The organism is Acidobacteriota bacterium (genome assembly GCA_016208495.1).
Lineage (GTDB): Bacteria > Acidobacteriota > Blastocatellia > Chloracidobacteriales > Chloracidobacteriaceae > JACQXX01.
The window spans coordinates 62,320-85,785 of the sequence record JACQXX010000040.1; the positions used below are offsets into that span (position 1 = coordinate 62,320).

Sequence of the window (23,466 nt, forward strand, 5' to 3'; positions counted from 1 at the left end):
ATGGCGAATTTTCGGTGTCAACCAACGCGGCAAAAGCTAGGAGGGGCGGCCAGTTTCGGGCTACGCTTTTTCCGCCAGGCCCTGATTTGTCTGCTGGCGGGATTGTTGCTGGTGGAACCCAATCTCCTGGTGTTTTCAACCATGTCGGCAGCGACAAAGAACGTCACCCCGTTGGCGCCATTTGTTTTCACTGAGGTTACTCCGGAACCAGAATCGGCCACCGAAAGCGAAGAAGCTCCAGCTCCAGCTTCGTCCAATCAAGCAGCCCGCCCGCAATTTCGCCGCCTTCCATCAGGCGTTTCCACCACCACGGATCCACTCATCACCAGTCTGGATGTCGCCGAGCCTGCGCCGGACGCCCAGGAAAAACTGGTGACTCTGCACGGCTTCAATTTTCACCCCAAATCAACCGTCACCCTGGATGGCGTGGCGGTTGAATCCATTTTCCAAACTCCAGAAACCCTGACGCTGTTGCTCCCGGTTGATTCAACCTCGCCTGCTGCGGCCAAAACCGGACCGCTCCCGCGATTGATTGTGGTCAAACAACCGAATGGCAAAACGGCGACCACCACGTACTGGCAAAAACCTGAAGCGCCGGAGACAGCCGGGTTGTCACTTCCAGGCATTGCCGACCAAAGCCCCATTCTGCCCAAAGGACTTCCGGGCATGCCGGACCTGTCCCTGCCTGGATTCAAACCTGGAAAACAAGCGTCACAGACACCGTCGCGCCTGTTCAAACCGTCGTTCCAGCCGCGAATGGTTGCTCCAGATGCGGTCATTTCCCGACGTGCCCCGGTTTTGGAAGGTGGCCGGATTTCGGGAGCGCTCCGGGTGGGAGAAGCTAAAAATTTTGCCCTCGGACGTGGATTTGAGGCTGGTTCGGATCTGTATGTGACGGGGATTCCCGCCATTGATGCCGGCAGTGGGGCCAGGTATCCGGCCACCGTGGATGAAGGTGCCTCTAAACCGACGTCCGGCTATCGCGTGACGCTCCAACCTGGAGCGAAGCTGGGTGGCAAGGTCCACGTTCGCTCTGAGGCAATTCAAATTCCAAAAGATTTTCCAACCCATCTCCCGCAACCCATCGCGAAAAAACCGGAAGCTCAGGAAAATGAACAACCAGCCACCAGCGCTCCGAAGGAGCAGCCAGAAGGTAGCCTGGGGGAAACCGCTCTGGGTGCACCCCCAGGAACCAGCCCCTCCTCCGATTCCGCCCCGGCAGGGGCGGGAACAGTTGTTGCCCCTCCAGGGCCGGATGATAAAGGGGATGGCAGAACCTGGGGTGCAAAGCCACCCCAGGCTACCACTCTGGCTACCTCTCCGAGGTGCATCAATGATCCTGTCCCTGGTAAGGGTACTCAGCCTTACTCAGAGACCGGGTCCACAGATCTCCGTGACCTGTCTTTCACTGGAACCACTGAGCCATTTTCACTTGAGCCGGGAGTTTACAGTTCACTGACGGTGAGCCAGGGCACAACCGTGAAGCTGAAGGCTGGAAGCTACACCTTTTCTGGAAATGTCGTGATCGCCGGTGATGGCAGGCTTGAGTGTTTGGGTGAAACCACCATCAATATTGGTGGGACACTGGCACTGTCCAATGGTCAGATGACGGCTCCGAATGCCAGCCGGGTGACCGTCAATGTGCTTGGGAAATCGGTTTCCATCGCTGGAAAGAGTCAGCTTCGGGCCCATCTCCGGGCGCCGTATGCGGTGGTCAAACTGACTGGGGGTTCACAACTTCGCGGTCTGGTTTTTGCCGATCAATTTGTCATGCACGGCGGGTCGGTGGTGGCTGAAGGTGCTACCAAATCTGATGCGCAACTCATTCCAAATCAGGAAGTTGCCATTGCTCCGGTTGCCTTGACCAGACCGGCGGAACCAAAACCTCCGGCACCAAAAAATGAACTTCCAGTGGATCTTTCAGCCAATCCGGTGCTGGCCACGGCGATTCTGAATCCAATGCAATCGCCCACGACGACCGATGCCGTGATTTCCATCAATGCTCCGACGCTCAACAGCGGACGGATTGAAGGTGCACTCCGGGTATTCAATGGGCAGTCCTTTCATATCAATGGGGGATTGAACCTGACCGGGGATTTGCTGGTGGTGGGAACGCCCACTATCAGGCTGAATGGGAATGCGTCAACCGGTGGCATCGTGGATGGCAGTGGTTCGCCCAATCCTTCCAATTACCAGGTCACCTTAAACGGCGGCGTCCAGATACCGGGGAAAATCTACCGCCGAACCGACCCAATTGCCTTGCCGTCCGACATTCCAACCACGGTTCCAGCACCAACCGGCAACCGAACCGTCAATATTAATAATGCGAATGATCTGGCCAACATCGGTGCCTGGAATACGGTTCGTGACCTCAACGTCAACGGGTCAAACTGGGTGATTGACGTGCCGCCGGGCAATTACGGCACGTTCACGCTCAACAGCGGGTCGCGGTTAAACTTCACGAGCGGCACCTACAACTTCCAGGGAACGCTTAACCTGAATGGTCAGGCACTGGTGGTGGTCACCGGAGCGACGACGATCACGGTTGGGCAGGCATTTAATCTGAATCAAGGGCGGATTCAGCCAGGGATGAACACCCTTTCCAGCCAGATTCGGCTCAACCTGCTTGGGCCCAATTTGAATGTCAACGGCAACAGCGAAATCCAGGGTTGGGTGCGCGGTGTCAATACCGAAGTGACACTCAACGGGAATGGCACGATTCGCGGCCAGGTCATCACCAAAAAACTCTCGATCAATGGTGGCACGGTCACGGGAACGTTTGCGGCGCCAGATACCCAGCCGCCAACGTTGACGATTGCGTCGCCCGTGAATAACAGCTTCACGGCGAGTGCCACCATCACGGTCAGCGGGACGGCGACCGACGGCGGAGCCGGTGCCACGGGCGTGGCCACCGTCAAAGTCAATGGTGTCACCGCCACGCTCGACACCGGAAGCGGCACCTGGAGTCTGGCTGGAGTTGCCCTCACTGAAGGCCCAAACACCATCAGCGTCCAGGCAATTGACAATGCCGGGAACCAGGTCACCCAAAGCGTGACGGTCAACCGCGACAGCCAGCCGCCAACCCTGACGATTACCACCCCAGTCAATAACAGCGCCACTCAGGCAGCGACCGTGACGGTCAGCGGAACCGCGACCGATCAGGGGTCGCCAGCCGCTGGTGTGACTTCGGTCACCGTGAATGGAAACGCGGCTTCGCTCAACACCGGGACCGGCGCCTGGTCGCTGGCAAATGTCCCGCTGGTTGAAGGTGCCACCACATTGACGGTTCGGGCCGTGGACGCCGTTGGGAATCAGACCACCCAGGTCATCACGGTCATTCGCGACACGGCCTCGCCCGGTGTCACCACTACCTCCCCCGTCAACAACAGCTTTACCGCAAGCACCACGATTGAAGTCAGCGGTACGGTCACGGATCCAGGTGCCGCACCGTCGGGCGTGGTTTCAGTCACGGTCAACGGTTCGCCGGCGACCCTTGATGTCGGTAGCGGCACCTGGTCGCGAACCGGAGTCAGTCTGGTTGAAGGATCAAACGTCATCACGGTTCAGGCGACGGATGCCGTGGGGAACCAGTCTTCCCAGACGGTGACCGTGATTCGCGATACCCAGGCACCAACCCTGACGATTACCTCGCCTGCCAATAACTCCACAACTCAAAGTGAAACCATCACGGTGACGGGAACGGTTGCGGATCCAGGAACTGTGCCATCCGGCGTGGCTTCAGTCACGGTCAACGGCGTGCCGGCGGTCATCAACACCAGCGCCGGCACCTGGTCGGCGGCGAGTATTGCCCTGGTGACCGGAAGCAACCCCCTTTCAGTCGTTGCCGCCGACACGGTTGGAAATCAAACCACCCAGACCATCACTGTTATTCGGAATGACGTTCAACCCGACACCACACCGCCAACCCTGACGGTGGCCACGCCGGCTCCGAATTTCATCACGCAAGCTGCGACCATCACTGTCAGCGGGACCGCGACCGATCCCGGAACGAACGCTTCCGGAGTGGCTCAGGTACGGGTCAACGGCATACCGGCGACCCTCAATGCCGCAACCTGGACGGTGTCAGGCGTGACCTTAACTGAAGGTCAAAACACGCTGATTGTCGTGGCAACCGATGTGGCTGGGAATGAAACAACCGTGACCGTCACTGGATTGCGAGATTCCCAACCACCAACTCTCACCGTGACCTCGCCGGCGAACAATGCCATCACGCGTGATGCCACCATCAGCGTTACCGGCACATTTTCTGATCTGGGGGTGAACCCGTCCCAGGTAGCTTCAATCACCGTCAATGGGACGCCCGCTGTGCTCGATGCGCCGACCGGCACCTGGACCCTGGCCAGTTTGTCCCTCACCGAAGGCTCAAATACCATCATCGTCCTGGCCGTGGATACGGCTGGAAATCAAACCAGCCAGAGCCTGTCAGTGATTCTCGATACCCAACCGCCTGTGGTGGTGATTCAAAATCCAGTGACTGGTTCCGCCACCCAGGCCACAACCATCACCGTCAACGGCACGGCAACGGATCCCGGCACGACGCCTTCCGGAATCGCGCAGGTGAAGGTCAACGGCATGCCGGCCAGTTACTCCGCCAGCGACGGCACCTGGTCCCTGGCGGGTGTCAGCCTGAATGAAGGCAGCAACACACTCACCGTGCTGGCGGTTGATGTGGCTGGGAACCAGACCGAACAGATGGTGACGGTCATCCGCGATACCCAGCCGCCGAATCTCACGGTCACCTCGCCTGCGGAAAACAGCGCGACCCAATCCGCGACGATCATTGTCAGTGGAACGGTTTCCGACCCCGGTTCAAATCCATCCGGCGTGGCCAGCGTGACGGTCAATGGCATTCCAGCGGTGCTCGACACCCAGGCCGGGACCTGGTCGCTTTCGACCGTGGCTCTGGTGGATGGCGTCAACACGCTGACCATTGTGGCGACGGATGCGGCTGGAGTTCAAACCACTCTCACCCGCACTGTCATTCGTGACAATCAGGTTCCAACCGTGATCATCACGGCACCAGCCGATAATTCCATCACCACCGAAGCCACCATCACGGTGACCGGTACGGCGACTGATCCCGGAACGGGTGCGTCAGGCGTTGATCTGGTGACGGTCAACGGTGTGCAGGCGGTGTACACCCCAGCCGATGGGAACTGGACGTTGACCAGTGTTCCGCTGACGGTTGGGCCAAACACGCTTACCGTTCAGGTGTTTGACCGGGCCGGAAACACCACGCTCCAAACCATCACGGTGAACCGCTCGACCGACAACCGGGCGCCGCAGATTATCATTACCACGCCGCTCAACCATGACTCGACCTTTGGAACCACGGCCACGATTACCGGCAAAGCCTATGACGAAGGCGACGTCCCATCAGGAATTGTTGAAATTAAAGTCAATGGACAACTGGCGACCTATGATGCCGCCACCCGAACCTGGATCTTCACCCAGCTCCCGCTGGCGCTCGGAGACAACCTCATCCAGGCCGAAGCCCGCGACGAAGTGGGCAATGTCGGACGGGCGTTGATTCACCTCACCCGACGTCCGGTAACGGCCCCGACGATTTCCATTTCCACGCCGACCAATAACGTTTTGACCGCTTCGCCATCGGTGACGGTGACCGGGATCGTGACGCCGGGCGCCACCGATGTGCCGTATACGGTGACGGTCAATGGAACCCCGGTTTCCCTCATCGGAGACAGCTTCAACCAGACCGTGACCCTGACCGAAGGCGTCAACCCCATCACGGCGGTGGTCACCGACGGCCTCAACCAGACGGCTCAAACCAGTGTCACGGTCAACCTGGACCAGACGCGCCCCCAGCTCAGCGTGACCGGGATTCTGGAATCAGCTTTGCCGGGAAGTCCCCTCACCATTTCAGCCACGGCCACCGATGCCAGTTTGGTGACCTCGCTCTCCTTCTATATAAATGGAGCACCGGTCACGACCTTGACGGCGCCGCCCTACCAGTTTTCAACCCTGGTTCCAGCCACCGCCGAAGCCGGGCAACTGGTCACGATCAGCGTTTCAGCGTTGGATCAGGCCGGACTCAGCACCGTCGTCACCCAGCCCATCCGGGTGACGGCGCCGGGCGGTGTGGCTGGATATGCCGTGGATGACAGCACCGGCTATGCCCTGGAGGGTGTGACGGTGACGCCATCGAGCGAAGCCCCGGTGACGACAACACCTGATGGCAATTACAGCTTTGTCGCACAACTTCCCGAAGGTCAGGTCCGACTCACCAGGAGCGGGTTTACGCCGGTTGAACGCGCCTACCTGGCCGGCCCCACCCAGGGCGTGACCCTGTTTGACGCCCGGTTGACGCCGCTTGATTCACAATCCAACTCGATTGGAGCTTCAGGAGGGACCGCCACCGGCAACGGTGGACGATTCCAGGTCACGGTTCCAGCCGGCGCCGTTTCCACCAGCACTCAGTTCAGAGTGACGTCGGTTTCACCGCAAGGATTGATCAACCTGTTGCCGCCCGGCTGGTCGCCGGTCCCCGGCGCCGTGGTTGACATCCGTCCGACATCAGGTCAGTCCCAGCTCACGTTTTCGCCGTCCGCCGGGCTTTCCATCAGCCAGACACCGGGATTGACTTCGGCCACCCCGGTGACGCTGGTCCAGTATGATGAAGCAAGCCACCAGTGGACGGTTCTGGTGCCGGCGCTCCAACCCGGCGCGAACGGCAGCCTTTCAGCAAGCCTGCCCCGGTCAGGCCAGTATGCGTTTGTGGTGGCCGATAGCGGGACGACGGCCCCGCCCACTCCGGTGGCCGGTCAACCGCTTCCGGCATCGTTGCCGGGTGATGCTTCGTCACTGACGGTGACCACGGCGCTCACCCAGGCGTCAGCCGATCCGCGAGTCGCCCTGATTGATCCACAGGCCCAGGCGGTGATTACCGTTTCGGCCACCTCGCCCACCCAACTGCCATCGGGCACCACGGTCAAGGCCATCCTGGAAGACACCTATACCCTGCTGGTTGAAAACCGGACCGATCTGGTCGAACGTCCACGCCAGGACCTCGTTCTCTATGCCTATCCGGCGGCAACGCCTGAATCACCCACCACCCTTGGCGCCATGTTTGTCGCCAAACCGGTGCGGACCAGCTACACGATTGCCGAACTGCTTGCCGCCACGGTCAATGTCACGGTACGGACCATCCAGCCGCTGGGCGGAGGCTTGATCGGACCTGCTGGGGGCCGCGTCGCCAGCGGTGCCGCCGCCCAGATTGAGATTCCAGCCGGTGCGCTTCCGGCGGCCAAACCGGTCTTTCTCCAAAACCTGCCACTGGATTTGCTGGGCGTTGAGTTACCCGCCGGATTTGACTGTGTCGGCGTGGTCGAACTCAACCTGTCCGGCGCCGTTCTGGGCAGTTCAGCCACCCTGACCATTCCCGGACCAACCGGAGACACCAGCCGGATCGTGGTGGCCCAGGTTCAACCTGCCGGCAGCCAGCGTGGGTTGAATGTGGTTGGACGTGCCACGCAGCAGCCCGTTGGACTCCAGTCAACCCAGAGTGCGCCGGATGTTCCCGCCGGAATCAGTCTGCCCGGCGTGGTTGAATCCGGACGGTATGCCTTTATTCGGGTGCCGCAAAACTTCGGCTATGTGACCGGAACGGTCACGGCGGGAGGCACTCCAGCTTCGGGTGTTCACGTAACTACCACGGGGCTTCCATTCGGAGACGTCACCGGCCCGGATGGAATGTTTACCGTTCCCGCTCTTGCCGGAGAAGGTGAAAATGGAACGTCTCAACTGAATGCCGCGTCGCTGGTGACCGATGCCACCGGAACAGCGCCGGTCACGCTGACGACGCCAAATGCCGTGGCAACCGTGCCGGTGACGATTGCTCCGGCAACACTGGCGGTGCAAACCGTGACACCAGCCGCTGGTGCCACTGAAGTTCCCGCTTCCACGGCAATTTCCATCAGCTTCAATAAACCGATCAACCCGGCCACGATCACCGGTTCCTCGGTCTTTGTTGCGTCGCTTGACGGCAACCCGGTGGCGGCAACCCTGACAGTGCAGGCCGGCAACCGGTCGGTGGTGCTGACCCCGACCACGGCGCTGGCCCCAGCGACCACCTACCGGGTCCACATCACACCCGGCGTCAAGGATGGGTATGGAAACGCATTGGGAACGGCAGTAACGACCCAGTTCACGACCCAGGCGGCTGTGCCTCCGCCCGCCCGATTGAGTCCGGACCGGATTCGGGTTGAAACACCGGATGCTGATGGCTTCGCTCGGGTTTCGGCGGCAGCCGAAACGGTCCCAAGCGGTTACACGATTGTGGTCCTCAATGGAGTCACTGGCGCCAGTGCGTCAACCACCACCACCGCGGCTGGTTTTTCAACCACGGTCCAGGCCCAGGTTGGCGATGAACTGACCGTGATCGTCCGGTCACCTGACGGCGTGGAATACCAGTTTACCCAGGCGGCCTATCGGAAAGCCGATGGCGCCTTCCTGGTTGGTCCGAGCGGCGGCACCGTCACCAGCGATGACGGAACGATTGCCCTGGTCTTTGACCGGGATGGGATCGAAGGCCAGATTGAACTGAAATTGATTCCCCGGAGCGGCAATGACCTGCCAATTGACCGGGGTCCAGATATGCCCGCCAACCTGGTCCCCTTCGGCAACGGTGTCGAAATCCAATCCAAAGGGAATTTTACCGTCAAGAAGGAAATCCATCTCTCGATTGCGGCGCCTCCGGGAACGGAAGAAGGCAAGCGGGTGGCATTTGTCCAGACCACCACCACCCTGGATGAAAATGGCCAGGAAGTTCCCGCCTGGCGTCCGGTGACAACTGGGGTGGTCAAAAATGGCCGGTATGTCACCACGTCATTGCCTTTTGTCGGGTTGTTACTGTTTGAAAGCCTGGTATTTGTTAATTCATTCCTGTTCGTCATAACCCCCCAAACGCGAATTGTATATGGAAAGGTGCTCGATAAAACCCCAGGCACGAACCAGTACCGGGGTGTCAGGAATATTGAATGCCGCCTTGACAGCGGAGGAACTGGCTATAACGGACGACTGGTAACCAAAACCAATGATGATGGAGTGTATGCCCTGTATGACTTCTCATTGGCGCCGGCAATCAACTTACAGGTTCGAGCACGTGAGCTTTTGACGTCCCGTGAGGCATTTGCCACCATCACGCCGCAATTGGTTTACCCTGAAGGCTATCGGGCATCCATGACCGGCTTCTCAATTTTCCGGGCTGACCCGATCCTGCCACCAATCTCCTCATTACTAAATTCCCCGCCCGCCCTCGAACTCCGTGCCCGGACCACAACCGGCACGGCTGAGACCGACGCCGAAGAAGACCCGATTGTCAAATTTGGAGTCGTGGCGACTGGAACTGATGTCACGTTCCGGGTCACATCCGATTCACCGCTGGCGTTCACCGATGGTCGTTTGACCAACGGTCAGACTCAAATAGATCGCATCCAACAGTGGCAGGAAACCACTGAGTCGGCTGAAGATGGCGGGATCCGCTATGTCTACACCCAGGTCGCACGGGTGACGTCCGAAGGAAGTTACACCCTGCAGTTTATTGGCGGCAAAGACCTGACCACGCTGGAAAAACGCGCCATTGTGTACCTCAACTTTGTGGTGCTGAGCAATGTTGCCACCCGACCCTCGTTGCCTGGGCCACCCAGGGTGCTGTCGGTGTCTCCAGCCGACAAAGCCCAAAATGTGGACAGCACCAGCGGCATCCGGGTGCAGTTCTCCGAACCGGTCAAAAACCTGAAACCCGGTGACACCATCCTGTTGCGCGATGAAACCAGCGGCGATGTGGTTGGCGGGACGATACTGTCCGGTCCCCAGGTGGTGGCACCAGATACCCTGGCCTCGACCATTATTTACCGCCCGGAAACCGGATTGCTGGGTGGCCATACCTACACGGTTACCGTAACCACCAACGTCACCGACACCACCAACGACCGCTTTGACCAGGTTATTGACCAGTCCGATCCATCCGAACAACCGTTCACCAGTACCTTTACCGTCTTTGAAGGTCAGGTCTTAACCGAACAGGCCGGCGTCACCGGGCCTGGTACCCGGGTTTCCGTCACCTGGCCGTATGCCGGGGTGATTGATGCGGCGGTGGCCGTGCCACGGGTGAGTTTCTATGACCTGTCCGATCCAACCCAGCCGGTGAAAGTTAGTGACTTCACGTTCGCCAACCAGCGGGCCTTTGATATCGCCCTGGCCGATAATGAAGACGAAACCTACTACCGCAAACCCTTTACCGAAGGGTTAGAGGACCCATATTCGCGAATTGCAGCAGTAACGACGTTTAATCCGCTTCAACCTGATTTTCCAGCCCGGCTTTTTATTTTCAACCTGGATGACCCAGCCAAACCCAAAATTGCGGCGATTGTGTCGCTCTATACCCCCGCCGGCCTGCTCAGTACTCCAATCACGGTCAAGATTCACAAACGACGGGCCTATATCGGCAATGTGGCCTATCGGGGTGTGATGGTGGTGGATATTCAGTCGGCAATTTTCAATTATACCCTGGCCCGAGATCAACGTGGTTGGGGTGGAGAAGGATATGACCGACAACCAATCCCTGAAGCTGCACCTCAAGGAAATACCTTTAATGCCAGCAGCAAGGTTCAGTCGGTCTTTTTCTCAACCAGTATCCTGAATTCCTCAAGTTCGCCGTCGCTGGATATGCTGGACCAGGTGCTGGTTGGCAAAACCTTCCAGGAAACTGGAAATCCAGTTACGAGCCCACGCGGCGCCATGGCGGTGACCTATGTTGCTGACCCGGCGGGACGGCAACTGGTGGCCATTGGCTGGCCAAATGAATACCGGGGTGCCAATGGTCGAATTGATACCAATCTCCCGGAAGACGATACGATTTCACCACCCCAGCAACGGCATTTGATTGATGACCGGGTGCTGGCCAAAGTGCCGTTGGATCCGATTGGAACACCGTTGCAGGTCAGAACGGTGTCCCAGCTTCAGGTTGGTGCCGGACGGAAGGATGTCGCACTGATCGTGGGTCCTGACCGGTTGTGGGTGTATGATGTGACCCCGCCGAACGGTCCCACTGCCGTGTTTGAACCAACCCGGCTGGCCACCAAAACGCTGGCCGAACTGGGGATTACCGGGTTTCCGTTCCGGCTGGACGTGGATGGAACGCTGGCCTATCTCAGCCTGGGTGACCGGGTGGCGGTGGTGGATTTCAGCGATGTGACCAACCTGCGGCGGATTTCAGTAGTGGAAGTGAACGGGAATGTCCAGGGACTGGCCGCCTCGGAAGGCTATATCGTTACGGCATCAAGCAGTTCCGGTCCAGGTGGTGGACAAACCGCCGATGACCAGCTCAAGGTCTCGATCATCCGGCCCGTGGCTCAAATCTTTATCCATGGCCGGAGTCCGGAAGCAGAAGACGTCTGTTCCAACCCGATCATCCTGGATCGTCAAACCAATGACAAGCAACAGGATGGGGTGATTTACTTCCAGGTGTTTGGCCGGGAGAAAGCCAAAGCGGCCCAGGTCAAGATTTTCCGGCGCAAGGTCATCAACGGCCAGCCTCAAGAAGAACTGCTCCAGACGATTGACGCTGAGTTGTTTGACAATGCGTCCACCCGTGTCACGACGGGTCAGGCAATCTGGAATCAGGCCGATGACACCCGAATTGACCTTTCCGCCCAGTACTTTGCCGAAGTGGTGCTGGATGTGGCCACTGAAACCGAATACACCACGACGCTCCGGGAACCGATTCCGTTCAGCTACCTGATCAACGCCTACAATCCCAACCTGTTTGCCCGGTCCAAAGATGGAACGCTCCGGGCCGATGACCTGCCGTCGCACGCCATCCTGCTCGGGGGAAATGCCAAACTGACCTTGACCATTGGTTCACTGAAACCGCTTGAAAATAAACAGGCATTTGTCGGACGGAATATTTTCGGCCCCGTGGCTGATCCGGCATTCCGCAAGCCCGATCAGGATCCCCAGAACTGGGGTGAAGGACTGACCGCGGGCCGCTATGAACTCAAACTCAAAGCGGTCATGGGCAATCTGACCGATGAAGTCAGTGGGATCCTGACCGTGACCAACGGGGGTGAAGGTGCCCGCCAGCCGGGGGCAACCGTGGTTGGGGATGTGGTGCTCAACTCCGGCAACCTGGCGCTGACCCACACCGACCTCATGCTCAAAACCCGTGGTATGCCACTGGCGTTGACGCGCTCCTATAATTCATTGGGTTCCGACAGTTTGGGACATTTTGGCTATGGGTGGCGGCATGGCTATCAGGTCACGCTGGCGTATTTCCCCAACCGGTCACCGGAACCAGGGGAGCGCGAAGGGGGCTATTACACCCTGATTGGTGGCGACGGAAGCGGCCAGCAATTCTATATTGCTGATGAGAAAAACGGGGAAATCCAGGCTGCCGCGCCCTACCACGGGACGTTGAAACGCAACGACGACGGCTCGTTTGAGTACTTCACCAAAGCCCAGGTCAAGTACCACTTTGACGGGGCGATTGATGCTGGATTGCTGCGTGAAAACCAGGGCACGCTGGCCTATCTGGAAGACCCGTCCGGTAACCGAACCCAGCTTTTCTATGATGCTGAGGGACGACTGGAACGGGTACAGGATGCGTCGGAACAACGGGAACTGGTCTTTGCCTACGAGCCATCGCAGGTGGTGTATGCGGCCTCATTGCCGCCGCTGACGGGAACCAACCAGCAGACAGTGACCTGCGTCAAAAAGAAAGACTTTAAAACGTTGGGTATCCGGTTTAGCCGGACCCAGCAGCGGACAGCCTGGCGGATCACCAAAGCGGTGCTCAAGGTCAACGGAGCGGAAACGATTGAGGTGGTCTATGGCTATGATTCCAACGGTAACCTGCAAACCGTGACCCGCAAGAAAGATGACCGAGGTGCCAGTGACCAGATGGCGTCAACCGATCTGGTGTGGGAATACACGTCGGGTGTCCTGGATGGGGCTGAAGTCAAGCTTCCGCACCGGATTACCAGAGTCAAAACCCCGAACGGTCATGAGACGGCCTATGAATACAACCAGAGCGACCCTGGCGCCCCGGTTCAGCGAATGGCGGCGCCTGAAAATGTGAGCTTTGACTATGCCTACCAGTTTGAAACCACGACCGGGGCCACGATCAATCAGGTGAATGTGACCGATGGCCGGGGAAACACAACCCGGTATGGCTTTACGGCGACTGGGTCACTGGCGCGGACGACGATCACGGCGCCGAGCACGGCGGAAACCGGGTCTCCAGCAGAGACGGAAATTGAGTATGACGAAGCCGGGCTCAAGACCAAAGAGGTTGACCCGCTCGGGATGGTGACGCGGTACGTGTATGACAGCCGGGGAAATCTGACCCGGCGGACGACCACACCCGGCCCCGGAGCGGTAACGGCGCAATCGCTGGTGGAGCAGATTCCAGCCTACAACCAGAAGTTCAACATTCCGGAACGGGTGATTGATGCGCGTGGGTATGAAACACGGTATGAAATCCATCCCAAACACGGAAAAGTGACCCGGATTACCTATCCGACCGGCACCACGGTCGCAATGACCTACGATGATCGGAATGGGGATCTGCTGACAGTAACCGATGCCCAGGGCCTGACGACAACCTATGGCAATTATGATGCCTGTGGGAATCCACGCCAGATGGTGCAGCAACTGGGAAGTGGCAAGACCTATGTCACAACGCTGGAGTATGACGACCGGAGCCGGTTAAAGCGGGCGGAAAGCACCGCCGGGCCGACCATGGTCTATAAGTACAACTCGCTGGACCAGATGATCGAGGAAACGGTGAGCGACCCGACCGGAATCCGGGGGACGAGCACGACGGTGAGTGAATACACACCTGGGGGATTGCTGACCCAGGCGACCCGAACCGATGGCGGGAAAACCTATCAGGTGACCTATGTCTATGACGACGTGGACCGGGTGAAACGGGCCGAGGAAAACGGCACCGGGTTGATGGGCAGCCCGGCCTATGTCCAGACCTATGAATATGATGCGGCGTCGAACCTGACACGGTATGTGGACCGGCGTGGGGTAGAGACCGTCTCAGAATACAACGCCCTCAATCACCGGACACGCATCACGGTCAGGGGAACGGCGGAAGCGGCCAGCCGGGTGACGCCGGTGGACAGCGTGACGGTGGTGGTGGCGGACAAGATCGGGAATCCGGTGCGGATGACGGACCTTTACGGTCAGGTCACCGAGTTTGACTATGACGGGTTGCACCGGATGCGGCGGAAACGGATGGTGGTGGAGGGAGCGAGCTACACCGAGGAACTGGATTATGACGCCAACGGAAACGTGACGGCGGAACGGGATCGGAACAACCGGGAAACGCGCTCGACCTATGATCCGGTGAACCGGATGCAGACGCTGACGGATGCGGCGGGACGCACCCGAACTACGACCTATGATGACCAGAACGGGGAAGTGCGGGTGGAAACCGCACCCCAGGGACTGGTTCAGGTGGTGCGGCGGGATGGTGCCGGACGGGTGGTGTTCCAGGAATTGACGGGGCCGGACATCCCACGGGCGACGGGGACGTTTGACTACACCAACAGTCTCACGGTGAGGGAAATCACCGAAACCGATCCACGGGGAACGGTGATCCGGCGCAAACAGTCGGCGTTCGGAGACGTAGCTGAAATCTCAGTCACGGTGAGCGGACAGGAAGAAAAGACGGTCATGGCCTACGACGCGTTCGGGGCGCTGACGCAGATGACGGATGCCGAAGGGCGGGTGACGAATCTGGTGACGGATGTGCTGGGACGGGTGACCCAGGCGACGTATCCGGGAATCGCGGTCAGTCCGGGCGGAGTGGTCGAGACCTTTGTCTACGACGGAGCGGGCAATGTTACGCGCCATGTGGACCGGCGGGGTGTGGTCGGAGAGATGACCTATGACCAGCACAACCGGGTGCTGGATCTGAAGGTGGGGAGCCTGGTGATGGACCGGGCGAGTTATGCCGACTTGCAAAAACAGGAAACCCATACCGACGCCAACAACCACACCACGACGACCCGATTTGACGGGTTGCGGCGACCAATCCGGATCACAGATGCCCGTAACCAGACCGTGGAGCTGCAGTATGACGGCGAAAACCTGACCGGGAAGCGGGATCGGCGGGGGAACTGGACGTATTTCCAGAACTACGACGGAGTGGACCGGGTGCGGGTGGTGCGCGACCGGGAAGGGAAAACGAGCACGGCGGAATATGACGACAGCCAGCGGCTGGTGCGGCTGCGGGATCGGAACGGGCATACCCGGACGGAGTTCTATGATGCCCTGGGCCGGCTCAGGAAAGTGGAAGACGAGGAAGGGTTGATCGCCCGGTATGACTATGACCCGAACGGCAACCAGGTTGGAATGATGGATGGCCGAAGCAACCGGACGGGAATGGTCTATGATGAAGCCAACCGGGTAAAACGGATTGAGCATCCGGTGGTGGCGGGACGCAGCCGGCAAGTCGAGCAGTTTGAATATGATCGAGTGGGGAACGTCACTGCCTACTTTGACGGGTTTGGGACGGCGCCAAGAATCCGGTATCGCTACAACGGATTGAACCAGCGGGAGGAAGAAGAACGAACCAACGACCAGGGAACGGCGGAAATCACGCGGAATGTGTACTTTGGGGATGGCCGGTTAAAGGAACGGACGGAGCCGAAGGGAGCCGCGTACCGGACGCAGTTTGAGTACAACGATCAGGGATCGTTGCGCTTTGTCACCGACGCCAATACCAGACAGTGGGAATACCGCTACGACGATGCGCAGAACCTGAAGCTGATGCGCGATCCGCTTGGGCGGGAAGTGCAATACCAGTACGATGAACTGGACCGGTTGCGGGAAGTGATGCAGCCGCAAAGCCAGCGGACGCAATATGAGTACGACGAAAACGGCAATCTGAAGCGGGTGGTCAACGCCAAAGGCGAGCAGATTGTGACAGGTTACTTCCCGGAAGACCGGGTGCAGGATGTGCAGTACCTGACAGCGGGAGGGATTGCGCCTGATCTGGGCTGTGTCGGGGAAGTGTTCAGCTATGACGGAGAAGGCAACCTGCAGGGGGTGCGGGAACAGGTCCGACTGGCAGGGTTTGGGCAGATTGAGCGACGCTACGGAATGAGCTATGACCGTCGCGACCGACTGGTGCTGGAGTGGCGGGATTCAGCCCTGGAACCACCCGAAAACCCACGGCGGCGACAGGTGGAGTACGGCTACGATGCGGTGGACAACGTGACGCTGGTCAAGGATGATGGGGTGACCTCGATCACCTATCGCTACGACGCCCAAAACTGGCTGGAACAGGCGACGCTGGCCAACGGCGTGACGGTTAACTACGGCTGGCAGCCGAACGGGTTGGTGGAATCGGTCACCTATAGCAACGGGATGAGCCGCAGTTTCGGCTACGACCGGGCGAACCGCGTGAAACTGGTTGAGAACCGGGCGAATGGGTTGAGCGAGCGGTTTGAGTACGACTACGACCTGAACGGCAACCGGAGTGCTGAACGGAGGTATCGGGAAGGAACGCTGTTGCGGGCGCTGACCTTTGGCTACGACCTGCTCGACCGGATGCAGACGGTGACGGATGGAACCCGGTCCATCAGTTACAGTTATGATGATGTCGGCAACCGGTTGACGGAGACCGGAACCCGACTGGATGGAACAACGGTCAGTTACACCTACCGCTATGATGGAGCAAACCGGTTACAAGACATCCAGGATGGAACGGGAACGGTGATCGCGAGTTACGGCCACGACGCGAACGGAAACATCACCTCCATCACGCGCGGAAATGAAAGCTGGAGCTATGATTACGATGTCCGGGAACAGATGGTCAAAGCCAGCCGGACAGTGACGCAAACCGAATCTGAAACCGAAGCCGGGTATTACAGCTATGACTTCGGAAAACGGAGAATCGGACGCAACTGGGACGCTGACGGCTGGACGTGGTCGGTGTATGGCCAGGACAGCGTGGTGTCGGAATATGACTCCACGGGGAGTCAGCAGAACCGGTATGAATACGCCAGCGGGATGGTGGTCCGGGGCGAGCAGGACGGATATTACTTCAGCGATGCCCAGGGTTCGGTGACCTTTGTCGCCGGGACCGAACCGCAAGTCACGCGAACCGAATATGATCCGTGGGGCGTGATCCTGTCGGGAGCGCGGGACGGAAGCACGATCAGCTACACGGGTCAATGGCGGGATGACCAGACCGGATTGATGCCACTGGGGAATGGAGAACGGTACTATGATCCGTTGTTGGGCCGCTTCATCCAGGAAGACAGCTTTGCCGGGATGTATACCCTGCCAATTTCACTCAATCGCTACATTTACGGTCATGATAATCCGCTCTTGTATGTTGATCCGACTGGAATGGCGGCTGAAATGGCGGCTCGCGGGGAAACTCACGAATTGTTCGTCCATTTGAGCAACCAGTCGGGGTTCTGGAATCAGGTTGGCGGATGGGGTGGGTTGGCACTCTATGAATTTGTCAACACCCTCACCCTGGGCGGGGTTGAGCGTGGAGACCGCACCGGGACCGCTTATGCGCGCGGGGAAATCAGTGGTGGGGAAGCCGCGTTCCAGTCAGTCGCCAATATTTCACTGAGCACTATTCATTTGGTTGCCAGCGCCGCCACTGGTGGCACCTCCCTCCTGGCCGAAGCGGGAATCTTTGCCGGGTTGACGGCGGTTCAACAGTTCGGAATTGAAAACTATGAAATCGCCTACGAAGGTCGCCAGTCGTTATCCTCACTGGAGGAGTATGTTGTTAATGCCGCGTTTGCCGGGGGAATGACGATTGGGTTGGGGTTTGTTGGCCGGGTCGCGAACCAGGCGCGAGTGATGTCGCAAGCCAAAACCATCAAGGAAGGGGTTGAAGTTCCGCACGGGATGCTGGACCTTTTAACTGGTGCGGCCAAAAAAGTGGTCCATCAGGAACTGGCTTTGATGGCTCAGGAACTGCCGCCGTTGAGGCAATTCGCATCACGAATGTCACCAGGACGGCAACTGGATGTCGCTGTCGAACGAGGGGCTGGGAAAGCAAATAAAGCACGCCAGGAAATTGGGTGTGGATTGAAGCTTTGTTTTGCAGCCGGAACGCCAGTTCAAACCCGTGATGGTCAGCGAAACATCGAGGACCTGCGGATTGGTGATGAAGTGCTGAGTTACAACGAGCAGACCGGTCAGACCGAATACCAACCCATCACGGCACTGTATGCCCACCAAAATGCGCTGGTGCTCAACATTACGGTGGAAGGCGAACCCGAACCGTTGAAAGTGACCCCGGAGCATCCCTTCCTGGCCCATCGCGTCAGAAATGACCTGTCGAGTGAAGACCCAGACCCCAACAGTCAACCCAAAGGAGAATGGATTGAAGCCGGGCATTTAAAGGTTGGCGACCAGCTCCGAACGGCAACCGGCACCTGGGCCACCATCACCGACATCAAAGCTGGAGGCTCAGTCAGGTGGGCGTACAATTTTGAGGTTGCTGGGAATCATAGTTACTTTGTTGGAGTACGGACGGTATTAACTCACAACCATTCCAAGCCTGGGTGTGCGCTACGATCAAGAGAGACCGAAATCTCAAGATCAATCCCAGAAGCTATTGATGATGCTGAAATTGTTGACCCCTTAAAGTTAATCCTATACAGGATGGAAGATGCTCTATCACCACCACTAGCTGGACAACGGGGAACAGCTTTGAATCGAGCTTGGAAGCAAGAAGTAGAGTTAATCAAACTATCTGGAAGAGGAACACGACCTTGGTCAAAACGAGAAATAAAACGCATTGTAGCAGGAGACGAATTTACAGATTTGGGGTATACAGGTCATCATCTCAATAAGGTTAAGGATTATCCGAATTGGCAGGGGGATCCACGAAATATAGTGTGGGCTAGGCAAGGAACAGGAGAGGAACATATGCGAATTTGGCACGAGGGAGGGACAAGTGCAAGCCAACCTGAACATTACCTCATTGATCGCCAAGCAATGATAAACACTGTGAAAACAAAGCTGTTAAACCCAAGGTAGAGAAAAAGAAGGTTTTGGCTTATGCTTAACCCGAGTATTGAATTGAAAAGATGAATAAGAGCTTCGTTCCCCAAATTTCGCCCCAAATACCGATCTCTTCCTCGGTTTTAGTCAGACCCAGATGGCTGATTGAGCCAGAACCAAAGGACAAAAAGGACCAGATGGAAGTCAGTTTGATAGGAGTGACCAGGAGATTGAGGTGAATGTTGATTCCAGTCACAGCTCAACCAGATTCCTGGTTGTGAGCGATGTCTCGGACTGGTCGGCCTGATCTTTCGGCAATGTGGTGATATTTTGGGCGAAATTTAGGTCATTAATGAAAACCAACTTTCAGGTGGAGGACATCCCAAGAGTAACAATACTGTGGCAGATAACTGAAATCTGTGTGTTTTTGGATGATGTTTTGAAACGGCATCCACCCTGGGCAAACTAGCAGCATTCGCCGAATTTCAACCCAGAATTCACCGATGCCGAGGTACTGGCGATGGTTTTGCTGCAAAGTCTATTGCGAGTGGCGACTTTGAAAAAGACCTATGATCTGACTGCGGCCAACTACCTGGATGCCTTTCCCAAGATGGTGACCTATCCGCAACGGGTGCTGCAGATACATCAGTTGAGTGGAGTGATTGGCCATCTGCAGACTACCGCTATAGCAGTTCTTGAATGAAAAAATAACGGATATGCTCTGGAAGTCATTTGAATTCAAGGATCTTTTATACTTCGTTCATACGAGAACTGCTATAGTGAAGCAGGCATCCATTTATATCACCCAAGCAAAGAATTTCTAAGTTGCGGAGGTTGTACCAATTTGAAGGAGGACGACAAAATGGCAATACTTAATGGAAATGTAAGCCTTATTTGTAGTCGTAAAGATGGTGAGAATATTCCATATTCTCAGTTTCTAGAACCATTGGGAATAGAACCAACAGACGAGATCTCAGAGACTGTAAGTGATAAAGGGAAATGGGCAAGCTCTTTCGTCACGTTCTTAGAATTTGATCGATCAAATTTTAAAAATTGTGAGTATCCAGATGAAGAGATAGCCACAACACTTGAGAAAACTTTTTTTTATATCAGTCAATGGTTAGGAAAACGCTCACCAAATATTTTTGCAAAATTTAGAGGGTCTGGATTTAAAATTACCTTATTGGTTTCCTTTTGGATTGATCAAGATCAATTAGATCTAGATGTTCCATCCAGTCTACTGCTGCAGTGCGGGCAAAGGGAAATAAAGCTACAGATAATAAGTAATGATTAACAGACCAAATCTACGGCAATCTGAAGCGGGTGGTCGACGCCAAAGGCGAACAGATTGTGACAAGTTATTTCCCGGAAGACCGGGTGCAGGATGTGCAGTACCTGACAGCGGGAGGAATTGCGCCTGATCTGGGCTGTGTCGGGGAAGTGTTGAGTTATGACGGAGAAGGTAACCTGCAGGGCGTGCGGGAGCAGGTCCGACTGGCGGGGTTTGGACAGGTCGAACGGCGCTATGGAATGAGCTATGACCGGCGGGACCGGCTGGTGGTGGAGTGGCGAGACTCGGCGCTGGAACCACCCGAGAACCCACGGCGGCGGCAGGTGGCGTACGGCTACGATGCGGCGGACAACGTGACGCTGGTCAAGGATGACGGGGTAACCTCGGTCACCTATCGGTATGATGAACAAAACTGGCTGGAACAAGCCACGCTGGCCAATGGGGTGACGGTCAATTACGGCTGGCAACCCAACGGGTTGGTGGAATCGGTGACCTACAGCAACGGGATGAGCCGAAGCTTTGGGTACGACCAGGCGAATCGGGTGAAACTGGTCGAGAACCGGGCGAATGGGTTGAGCGAACGGTTTGAGTATGACTACGACCTGAACGGCAACCGGAGCACAGAACGGAGGTATCGGGAAGGGACATTGCTGCGAGCACTGACCTTTGGCTACGACCTGCTGGACCGGATGCAGACGGTGACGGATGGAACCCGATCCATCAGTTACAGTTATGATGATGTTGGCAACCGGTTGACGGAGACGGGAACCCGGCTGGATGGAACAACGGTCAGTTATACCTATCGCTATGATGGAGCGAACCGGCTGCAGGACATCCAGGATGGAACGGGAACAGTGATCGCAAGTTACGGTCACGACGCCAACGGAAACATCACCTCCATCACGCGCGGAAACGAAAGCTGGAGTTACGACTACGACGTCCGGGAACAGATGGTCAAAGCCAGCCGGACAGTGACCCAGACCCAGCCTGAAACCGAAGCCGGGTATTACAGCTATGATTTCGGAAAACGGAGAGTCGGACGCAAGTGGGACGCTGACGGCTGGACGTGGTCGGTGTATGGCCAGGACAGCGTAGTTTCAGAGTACGACTCCACTGGAAATCAGCAAAACCGGTATGAATACGCCGGAGGAACAGTTGTCCGGGGCGAGCAGGATGGATACTACTTCAGCGATGCCCAGGGTTCGGTGACCTTTGTCGCCGGGACAGAACCGCAAGTCACCCGAACGGAATATGATCCGTGGGGAGTGATCCTGTCGGGAGCAAGAGACGGAAGCACGATCAGCTACACCGGCCAGTGGCGGGATGACCAGACCGGGTTGATGCCGCTTGGCAACGGAGAGCGGTACTACGATCCGTTGTTGGGCAGATTCATCCAGGAAGACAGCTTTGCCGGGATGTACACGCTCCCGCAAAGCCTGAATCGCTACATTTATGGTCACGATAATCCGCTCTTGTATGTTGATCCGACTGGAATGGCGGCTGAAATGGCGGCTCGCGGGGAAACTCACGAATTGTTCGTCCATTTGAGCAACCAGTCGGGGTTCTGGAATCAGGTTGGCGGATGGGGTGGACTGACGCTTTATGAAGTTGCCAATACCATTACCTTGGGAGCTGTTGAACGCGAGGACCGGACCTGGACCGCTTTTGGAAGTGGGAAAATCAGTGGTGGCGAAGCGGTTTTCCGGTCAGTCGCCAATATTTCCCTCAGCACCGTTCATTTGGTTGCCGCCGCTGCCACTGGTGGTACCTCCCTCCTGGCCGAAGCGGGGATCTTTGCCGGGTTGACGGCGGTTCAACAGTTCGGCATTGAAAACTATGAAATCGCCTATGAAGGCCGCCAATCGCTCTCATCCCTGCAGGATTATGTGGTCAATGCAGCTTTTGCCGGGGGAATGACGATTGGGTTGGGGTTTGTTGGCCGGGTCGCGAACCAGGCGCGAGTGATGTCGCAAGCCAAAACCATCAAGGAAGGGGTTGAAGTTCCGCACGGGATGCTGGATCTTTTAACTGGTGCAGCCAAAAAAGTGGTCCATCAGGAACTGGCTTTGATGGCCCAGGAACTGCAGCCGTTGAGGCAATTCGCATCACGAATGTCACCGGGACGGCAACTGGATATCGCCGTCGAAGGAGGGGCTGGGAAAGCAAATAAAGCACGCCGGGAAATTGGGTGTGGATTGAAGCTTTGTTTTGCAGCCGGAACACCAGTCCAAACCCGAGATGGTCAGAGGAATATCGAAGATCTGCGGGTTGGGGACGAAGTGCTGAGCTACAACGAGCAGACCGGTCAGACCGAATACCAACCCATCACGGCACTGTATGCCCACCAAAATGCCCTGGTGCTGAATGTCACCGTGGAAGGCGAACCCGAACCGTTGAAAGTGACCCCGGAGCATCCGTTCCTGGCCTATCGTGCCCGGAACGATCTATCGAGTGAAGAATCAGACCCCGACAGTCAATCCAACGGGGAATGGATTGAAGCTGGACATTTGAAAGTTGGCGACCAGCTCCGAATCGCAACCGGCACCTGGGCCACAATCACCGACATCAAGGCTGGAGGCTCAGTCGAGTGGGCGTATAACTTTGAGGTTGCTGGGAATCACACTTATTTTGTTGGACGGTTAGCAGTAATTGCACATAATTCTGGTGAAGAGTGTGATGATATAGTAGCTGAAATTTTGAAACCTGGTACTCCAGAACACAAGGCTCAACGCTGGAAAGATTATCAGGAAAGAATGAAAAACAATCAAAAAGCCCTAAGTTATGAAAAGTGGAGCAATGTTTATGATGCAAACATGAAAAATGCAACTATCCCTTTGCAAAGAGAAGTGGAATATCGAACTGCTTTTTCTGGGAAAAATAAAATGCTAAATACTCCGCACGGGCAAAGGCAAATTGATATTTACGTGGAAGAAGATAAATACCTTGGTCAACTAAAAACTGGGTATGAATACCTTAATGAAGCACTAAAGGGCTCCCCATTGTCTAAGTGAGTTAGCAAAAGTTATTTGAAAAATAGCGAATGAGAGTTAAGCTCGACGGATGAGAAAAGCGAGGAGTCCATCAGAACTGGGGTTGAGTCGGCACGATGAGCGACGACTCAAAAAAATATTCAAGCAAACTGA

4 protein-coding genes are annotated in these 23,466 nt (G+C 56.8%); all 4 read left to right on the forward strand.

Annotated elements, in window-relative coordinates; all coding sequences use genetic code 11:
* The 4 genes from HY774_06935 to HY774_06950 all read left to right on the forward strand — a co-directional run bounded on the left by HY774_06935 (window position 1) and on the right by HY774_06950 (window position 23,334).
* Window positions 1-19,068 (forward strand): Ig-like domain-containing protein, encoded by a 19,068-nt coding sequence (locus HY774_06935; GenBank protein ID MBI4748207.1) that lies wholly within the window; start codon window positions 1-3, stop codon window positions 19,066-19,068.
* 484 nt (window positions 19,069-19,552) lie between these two features.
* Window positions 19,553-19,735, forward strand: coding sequence for a hypothetical protein (locus HY774_06940; GenBank protein MBI4748208.1), 183 nt, complete (start codon window positions 19,553-19,555; stop codon window positions 19,733-19,735).
* A 159-nt stretch (window positions 19,736-19,894) separates the two neighbouring features.
* Window positions 19,895-20,326: a hypothetical protein gene (locus HY774_06945; GenBank protein ID MBI4748209.1), complete on the forward strand. Its 432-nt coding sequence runs from the start codon at window positions 19,895-19,897 to the stop codon at window positions 20,324-20,326.
* 29 nt (window positions 20,327-20,355) lie between these two features.
* Entirely contained in the window at window positions 20,356-23,334 is a 2,979-nt protein-coding gene (locus HY774_06950; GenBank protein ID MBI4748210.1) for a Hint domain-containing protein, read from the forward strand.
* The last annotated feature ends 132 nt before the right edge of the window (window positions 23,335-23,466 follow it).

Bases quoted from the DNA above. Each gene is read 5' to 3' on its own strand.
- HY774_06935 (MBI4748207.1), top strand. From the start codon at position 1: ATGGCGAATTTTCGGTGTCAACCAACGCGGCAAAAGCTAGGAGGGGCG.
- HY774_06940 (MBI4748208.1), top strand. From the start codon at position 19,553: ATGGTTTTGCTGCAAAGTCTATTGCGAGTGGCGACTTTGAAAAAGACC.
- HY774_06945 (MBI4748209.1), top strand. From the start codon at position 19,895: ATGGCAATACTTAATGGAAATGTAAGCCTTATTTGTAGTCGTAAAGAT.